This is a genomic window from Bradyrhizobium sacchari, from assembly GCF_002068095.1.
GTDB classification, from domain to species: Bacteria; Pseudomonadota; Alphaproteobacteria; order Rhizobiales; family Xanthobacteraceae; genus Bradyrhizobium; species Bradyrhizobium sacchari.
On the sequence record NZ_LWIG01000062.1, the window covers coordinates 32,096 to 39,588 of the forward strand.

General features: G+C 64.5%; 6 protein-coding genes. 3 read left to right on the forward strand and 3 right to left on the reverse strand.

Annotated features, from left to right (window positions below):
• Window positions 1-12: 12 nt before the first annotated feature.
• Window positions 13-1,209, reverse strand: a complete 1,197-nt coding sequence (gene metK, locus A5906_RS37115) for a methionine adenosyltransferase (protein ID WP_080140064.1) — start codon at window positions 1,207-1,209, stop codon at window positions 13-15.
• A 63-nt stretch (window positions 1,210-1,272) separates the two neighbouring features.
• The gene (locus A5906_RS37120) at window positions 1,273-2,628 is read right to left on the reverse strand and encodes a hypothetical protein (protein WP_080140065.1); all 1,356 of its coding nucleotides are present in this window, start codon (window positions 2,626-2,628) and stop codon (window positions 1,273-1,275) included.
• Between the two features lie 174 nt (window positions 2,629-2,802).
• On the opposite strand from A5906_RS37120, the gene A5906_RS37125 reads away from it, so the two are divergent.
• The 3 genes from A5906_RS37125 to A5906_RS37135 all read left to right on the forward strand — a co-directional run bounded on the left by A5906_RS37125 (window position 2,803) and on the right by A5906_RS37135 (window position 6,268).
• Window positions 2,803-4,521 carry a caspase family protein gene (locus A5906_RS37125; RefSeq protein WP_080140066.1) on the forward strand — a complete coding sequence of 573 codons (1,719 nt, stop codon included), beginning with the start codon at window positions 2,803-2,805 and terminating at the stop codon, window positions 4,519-4,521.
• A 201-nt stretch (window positions 4,522-4,722) separates the two neighbouring features.
• Window positions 4,723-5,142 carry a hypothetical protein gene (locus A5906_RS37130; RefSeq protein ID WP_245327111.1) on the forward strand — a complete coding sequence of 140 codons (420 nt, stop codon included), beginning with the start codon at window positions 4,723-4,725 and terminating at the stop codon, window positions 5,140-5,142.
• Between the two features lie 16 nt (window positions 5,143-5,158).
• Window positions 5,159-6,268 carry an acyltransferase family protein gene (locus tag A5906_RS37135; protein WP_167523600.1) on the forward strand — a complete coding sequence of 370 codons (1,110 nt, stop codon included), beginning with the start codon at window positions 5,159-5,161 and terminating at the stop codon, window positions 6,266-6,268.
• A gap of 57 nt (window positions 6,269-6,325) precedes the next feature.
• On the opposite strand, the gene A5906_RS37140 is transcribed toward A5906_RS37135, so the two are convergent.
• Window positions 6,326-7,444 carry a cobalamin-independent methionine synthase II family protein gene (locus A5906_RS37140; RefSeq protein WP_080140068.1) on the reverse strand — a complete coding sequence of 373 codons (1,119 nt, stop codon included), beginning with the start codon at window positions 7,442-7,444 and terminating at the stop codon, window positions 6,326-6,328.
• Window positions 7,445-7,493 lie beyond the last annotated feature (49 nt).

Sequence of the window (7,493 nt, forward strand, 5' to 3'; positions counted from 1 at the left end):
AGGTTAAGAGCGTCAGAGCGCGCGCTTCAGCGGCTCGACGAGATCGGTCTTCTCCCAGGAGAAGCCGCCCTCGTTGTCGGGCGTACGGCCGAAATGGCCGTAGGCCGAGGTGCGTGCGTAGATCGGGCGGTTGAGGTCGAGATGGCTGCGGATGCCGCGCGGGGTGAGGTCCATCGCCTTGGCGGCGGCCTTCTCGAGCTGGTCCTCCGAAACCTTACCGGTGCCGTGGGTGTCGATGTAGATCGACAGCGGGCGCGCCACGCCGATGGCGTAGGCGAGTTGCAGCGTGCAGCGGTCGGCAAGACCGGCGGCGACGATGTTCTTGGCGACGTAGCGCGCGGCATAGGCCGCCGAACGGTCGACCTTGGTCGGGTCCTTGCCGGAGAACGCGCCGCCGCCGTGCGGGGCCGCGCCACCATAGGTGTCGACGATGATCTTGCGGCCGGTCAGGCCGGAATCGCCATCGGGACCGCCGATGTAGAACTTGCCGGTCGGGTTGATGTGCCAGATGGTCTTCGGGGTGATCCACTCCTTCGGCAGCGCCTCGCGCACATAGGGCTCGACGATTTCGCGGACCTGGTTTGAGGTGAGGTCCGGAACCAGGTGCTGGTGCGAGACCACGATCTCGCGCACGCCGACCGGCTTGCCGTTCTCGTACTGCACGGTGACCTGGCTCTTGGAGTCCGGGCCGAGCACCTTCTCCTTGCCGGAGTGACGGGCTTCGGAGATGAGGCGGAGGATCTTGTGGGCGTAGAAGATCGGCGCCGGCATCAGATCCGGCGTCTCGTTGGTGGCGTAACCGAACATGATGCCCTGGTCGCCCGCGCCCTCTTCCTTGACTTCGCCCGGCTGCAGCGCATCGACGCCCTGGGCAATGTCGGCCGACTGCGGATGCAGCAGGATCTCGATGTCGGCAGTCTTCCAGTGGAAGCCTTCCTGCTCGTAGCCGATATCCTTGATCGCGCCGCGCACGACGCTCTCGATCTGCTCGTTGGTGACCGACTTCGGACCGCGGGTCTCGCCGGCGATCACGACCTTGTTGGTGGTCGCGAGCGTCTCGCAGGCGGCGCGGATCTGCCACGGGTCGATGCCGGCTTTCGGCCCCTCGCGGTAGAATAGATCGACGATTTCATCGGAAATCCGGTCGCAGACCTTGTCCGGATGGCCCTCGGACACGGACTCGCTGGTGAAGAGATAGGACGCGCGCATCAAGTAACCCCTTGTTCCGCCACTCGACGGCGGTTCGTTTGCGATGTTTACCGTTGGATTGTGTCAATCACGCCGGCGCGAGATGACGTAGGATTCGTCTAGAAACCAGAGGCCGTTGTACTTTCTCAGCACGTCCCTGGCGGCATCCAGAGTGCGGCCGTTTTGAGTCATTTCTGTCAACCGGTCGTCCTCGATCTGAGCGACATACACCGCCGCATTCCACGCTGCAAAGGCCGTCGAGGTTCCGATGTTACCCGTAACCTCGTTGGGCAGAGCTTCCATATCATACCTGAAGATCGAGCGGTTATCAGCATAAGCATTAAAATTTAAGTCGCGGCCCAACGACCCGAGCTCGTACTTCACGGCGCGCAATAGCTCATGACGGCTCACCGAGAAAGGATTTTCTCCGGGCCAGATCGCCTGGATCATTTCCATGCCAGGATCCTGGCCATGGGAGTGGATACCGATCAGGCGTCCTCCCGGCCGGAGGGCCCGTGCGAGGGGGGCAATGATCCGCTTGGCCCGAAAGTTGACCGAGGACAACGCGCGGTATGGCTGGGATGCAATCACGAGGTCGAAATTGGCCTCGGTCTGGCCCGGCCGCGGAATGGTCGAATCGAGCAGGAATCGGTGGTCCTCGCGATACAGCACCAGCACGACCGGCCGTTCATAGAGTGGCATCGCCGTGCGCGGACTGATCGCAGCCCGCCAGTTCTGCTCCAGGAACGGCCGGAGCTCGGCGATCTGCTGCTCGAACTCGCCTGATGAAGCGCCCCGCAGCGGGACCTCATGCCAGACGGTGGCCGCCGCCGCCGCGGGCGACGCCGGCGTGAGCCAGGGCGCCTCCGCATAAAACATGTTGGTGAAGACGAAAACTGACGCCGGATGCTCAAAAATGCGGTCCGGAACCTTCTCCAGCGTCAGGCGCAGGTCCTCGAGGCTAAGCTCCTTGCCGGCCACGTAGAACGGCATGTGCGGGTAGCGCTGATGTGTCGCGCGCAGCACCCGTGCCAGCACCGTGCCGTCGCCGACGCCGGCGTCGAAGATTCGCAGCGCCGGCGGGCGCGGATGGATCGCGGAAAGCTCCAGCGCGACCCGGTCGGCGACCACCCGCTTCTCGCTGCAGGTGTGGACGAACAGCAGATATTTCTGCCGGTTCTCGAAGAAGCGGAAATTGCCGCGGGGATCGCGCTTCTCCGGGGGCACCTGAAGCCCCCGTGGCGGCGGCAGGCCGCCGGTCGTCGATGCGGCGATATAGGCCTGGATCCGCTCCAGCGTGTCGATGGTGATGCGCTTGCCCTCGCGCAGGCGCTGCACGAGCTTCCCATCGTTCACCGCGCGCCGGCCGAAGGTCGATTCCGCCATGCCCGCCTTGCGGCAGAACTCGGTGATTTGGCTCAGGATTTCGTCGTTCTTCATGGATGGGACGGTGGTGGGCAGCACGATTGGGGACTGCCTCTTAGCAAATTCTGCCCACCGGGGAAATAGGGGCCAAATCCCGTCCACCGCTGCGTTCGCGCTGGCGCGAAGGGGTGAACCCCGTGGCGCGGCCGGGCAACAAACAAGCGTTTCTCCTGCTATGGGACGACCGCCATGCGCCGCCTGCTTGTCGCGCTTTGCCTGCTCACCGCCGCGTTATGGCCGGCACCCGCCCCGGCGCAGGCGCGCAACCAGCTCGGTCCGCTCTGCACCACCGAGACCACCCCGGCGGACAAGATGGTCGACGCCTGCACCAAGATCATTGCGCTGAAGGTGTTCAAGGGCGAGCAGCTCGCGACCGTCTATTTTTGGCGCGCCGTGGGCTGGAATAAGAAGGGCGACTACGCCAAGGTCATCACGGACGCCACGGAGGCGATCCGGCTCCAGCCGAGCCAGGCAATCTATAACCTCAGGGGCTCGGCCTATTACGACAAGGGCGACTACGACATTGCGATCGCAGATTTCGACGACGCGCTGAGGCTCGGGCCTCCCAGCGGCATCATCTTCCACAATCGCGGCAATGCCTGGCGAGGCAAGCGCGATTACGCCAAGGCGATCGCCGACTACGACATGTCGATCAAAGCCGATCCGAAATCGGCGTTCTCGTTCCAGAACCGCGGCATTTCGAAGGAAGCACTTGGCGATCTCGACGGCGCGCTCGCCGACATCAACCAGGCGATCCGGCTCGACCCGACGCTGCCGCAGCCGCTGATCAACCGCACCTCGATCTGGCGCGCCAAGGGCGATTTCGATCGCGCCATCGCCGACGGCAGCGAGGCGATCCGGCTGGCGAAGGAGAAGCCGCCGGTCAACATCATGACGCCGCCGAACAGCGTGCTGATCTCGGGCTATACCCACCGCGCGCTGGCCTATGAAGCCAAGGGCGACTACGCACGCGCGCGCGACGACTACACGGCGACGCTGGCGATCGTGGCGTCCGACGCCGGGAGCAAGTCCAACCAGGCCACCGCAAAGGTGCGGCTGTCGCTGGTGACGGACGCAGCCACGCCGATCCCGCGCGATGCGCCCTCACCCACAACGCAGCCGACAACCACTTCCGCCCCACAGCAAACCGGCGCGGCACCTCTGCCCTCGCCCGCTCCGGCCGTCCGCGGCACACGCATGGCGCTGATCATCGGCAACGGCGCCTATGCGCATGTGAAGGCGCTGCCCAATCCACCCAACGATGCGCGCGCGGTCGCGAAAAGCCTGCGCGACATCGGCTTCACCGTGTCGGAAGGCGTCGATCTCGACCGCGCAACGATGCAGAAGATGACGCGCGACTTTCTGCGAGAGGCCGCGCGGGCGCAAGTGGCGCTGGTCTACTATGCCGGCCACGGCGTGCAGGTCGACGGCCGCAACTACCTCATTCCCGTCGATGCCGAGCTCAAGCCGGGCACGGGCATGACGGAGGCAATGATCGACATGGACACGATCATGGCCGGCCTCGACGACCAGGTCCGCACCAACATCTTGATCTTCGATGCCTGCCGCAACAATCCGATGGCGCAGCAGGTGGCGAGCGCCGGCACCAATCGCGGCATCGAGGGCGCCTCGGGTCTCGCCGCGCCCACGAGCCTTGGCGCGGGCGCAACGCTGGGTGCCGGCACGCTGATCGCTTTCGCCACCGCACCGGGCCAGGTCGCGCTCGACGGCGAAGGCGCGAACTCGCCGTTCTCCGCCGCGCTGTCCCGCCATATCGGAACGCCCGGGCTGGAGGTGCAGCAGATGCTCACGCGGGTGCGGGCGGAGGTGGTCTCGAGCACGAAGAACAAGCAGGTTCCGTGGTCGAATTCGTCGCTCCTGGGCGAGGTCTATCTGGCGGAGAAGTGAGCGCGAGCTTCTATCGTCCCTCCAGAGCGTCGCCACCGATGAGCGGCCCCGGAGCAAGCAGGCTCGCGTAGGGCGACGCTCATCCGGTGACGATTGCCATTCTAGTAAGGGTAATGACGTCCCGCGTCAGCGCGCTAAAAGTGCAACAGCCGGCGAGATAATCGAACGCAACCTGCGGCTGCTCTGTCCCATGGCCTATCGTTGTCCTACAATACCGGCAACACCAACGCGTTGGTGGACTGGTGGTTGGGGGAACTTGTGGGAAAATTCGTTGCCGCCGTCGGCATCGTCCTGTCTGTCTTATTCGGATCACAACCTGGTTCCTTGCAAGGTGCACCATCGAGCGAAGCGGCGCGCACGGCGGAGCTGGCCGCCGCGTGGCAGGCAGCCGGGAATGCCGGCACCGCCGGTCCGGCCGACATTCCGCTGATCGATCAGGCGGCGCTGAAAATTCCGACCGGCGACTTCTTCGTGCCGAAGACTGAGGGGGCACGGATCATGCGCGCTCTCGGCAATGTCGTGCACGAGGCGACATTCGGCGGTCTCGTGCTCGGCACCCGGCAGAACGCTCGCTGGCTGGTGGTGATCAACCACGTCGAGGAACTGACGCGGCCGGGCTAGCCGAGGCAATATCGACATGCCGAAAACGTCGCCATTGCCGGAGGCCCAGAAGCTCCTGGGGCTGGAGGGGTTGCGCTTCCTCGCAACCATCGCCGTCCTGCTGTGGCACTATCAGCACTTCGCTTTCGGTGGCGGCCCTCGCATCCTCAGAAGCGAGCTGCCGTTCTACCAGGCTCTGTTCCCGTTCTACGAGGCCGGCGAATATGGTGTCTGGTTTTTCTGGTGCATCTCGGGCTTCATCTTCTTCTGGAAGTATCGCGCCGTCGTCGCCGATCGCACGATCGACGGCCGAACCTTCTTCATATACCGGCTGTCGCGGCTCTATCCGCTCCATATCGCGACGTTGCTGCTGGTCACGGTGCTGCAGCCGGTCTATTTCGCGCAGCACGGCTTCTACTTCGTCTATCAGAACAACGACGCCCCGCACTTCATCACGCAGCTGTTCATGGCGAGCGACTGGCTGCCGCCGCGCAGCGAAAGTTTCAACGGACCGATCTGGTCGGTCTCGGTCGAGATCCTGGACTATGCGATCTTCTTCCTGGCGTTGCGCTTTGTGACGGCATCGCCCCTGTTCAATCTGGTCATCATACTCGCCTCGATCACGACCGGCACGCAGCTCGGGACCAGCCTCGCTTTCTTCTATGCAGGTGGCCTTGCCGCCATCGCGCGGCAGGCCGTCGCCGATAGCCGGCATCGACGGATGCTGGAGGCGATGGCCGCGAGCGCCGCCATCGCGGTGCCCGCGGCGCTCTGGCTGGCCGACATCGAGCTCGTCGCGGTCGCCGGACCGCTGTTACTGACCTATGCCCCGATCCTGTTGTTCTGCTGCTCGGGCCGACCCGCCTTGCCGCGGCGGATCGAGACATTGCTGGAGGTGGCCGGCAACATGACCTATTCCTGCTATCTCCTGCACTTCCCCATCCAGCTCGCCATCGCGCTCGCCTACGCCGCCGTGCAGCGACCGATTCCCTATGGCGATCATCTGTTCTGGGCGGCCTTCGTGCTGCCGACGCTCGTCGCCTCGCGCCTCACCTATCGCTGGTTCGAGGCCCCCGCGCAGCGGCTGATCCGCAGCACTCTGCTGCGCAAAAAAGAAGCGGGGCGGACAAGTCCGGCCCCGCTCTGATGTCGCCGATTAGGCAGCCCTGATGCTTCGCTCAAGCGACGACCGGGCTGCGCCGGATCACTGCCCCCACACTTCCTTGGCGATCTCGACCGCCAGGCCGAGCTTGGCCCATTGCTCTTCCTCGGAGAGAATGTTGCCCTCCTCGGTAGATGCGAAGCCGCATTGCGGGGACAGTGCGAGCTGCTCCAGCGGCGCGAACTTGGCGGCCTCCTCCAGGCGGCGCTTGATGTCGTCCTTCTTCTCGAGCTCGCCGAACTTCGAGGTGATGACGCCGACCACGACGACCTTGTTGCCCTTGGGCAGGAAACGCAGCGGCTCGAAGCCGCCGGCGCGGTCGGAATCGTACTCCAGGAAGTAGCCGTCGTAATTGGTGCCGGCGAGCATGGTCTCGGCCACCGGTTCGTAGCCGCCCGAGGAAATCCAGGTTGAGCGGAAATTGCCGCGGCACACATGCGTCGTCACCACCATGTCGGCGGGCTTCTCGGCCAGCGCGTAGTTGATGATGCGGGCATAGATCTGCTGCAGGCCGTCCGGATTGTCGCCGCGTTCGCGCGCCTTCTGCAATTCGTCCTGCGAACAGAGATAGGCCCAGACGGTGTCGTCGAACTGAAGGTAGCGGCAGCCGGCGTCGTAGAACGCCTTCACGGCCTTGCGGTAGGTCTTGCCGAGATCCTCGTAGAAGGCGTCGAGATCGGGATAGACGTCCTTGGAGATCGCCTTGCGGCCGCCGCGGAAGTGCAGCACGGCCGGCGAGGGAATCGTCATCTTGGCGGTGACGTGGGCCTGATCGGCGACCTTCTTCAGGAAGCGGAAGTGATCCAGCATCGGGTGGTTGTCGGGGAAGTCGAGCTTGTCGATCACACGCACCGCGTCGTGACGGGTCTGCACGCCCGTGAACTGGATGCCGGTGTCGGGGTGGAAGAGCTCGCAGCCGGTGAGCTTGGCCAGGAAGTCGAAATGCCACCAGGAGCGGCGGAATTCGCCGTCGGTCGCGAGCTTGAGCCCGATCGAGGCCTGCTTGTGCACGACCTTTTCGATCTCCACGTCCTCGATCTTGCGCAGATCGTCGGCCGAGATCTCGCCCTTTTCCAGACGGCTGCGGGCTTCCTTGATCTTGGCGGGACGCAGGAGGCTGCCGACCTCGTCGGCGCGGAAGGGGGCTTTGGTTCGCTGCATTCTTGTTTCTCCCAGTTTCAGTCGGCGCAATTTCTACGTCCTCTCCCCG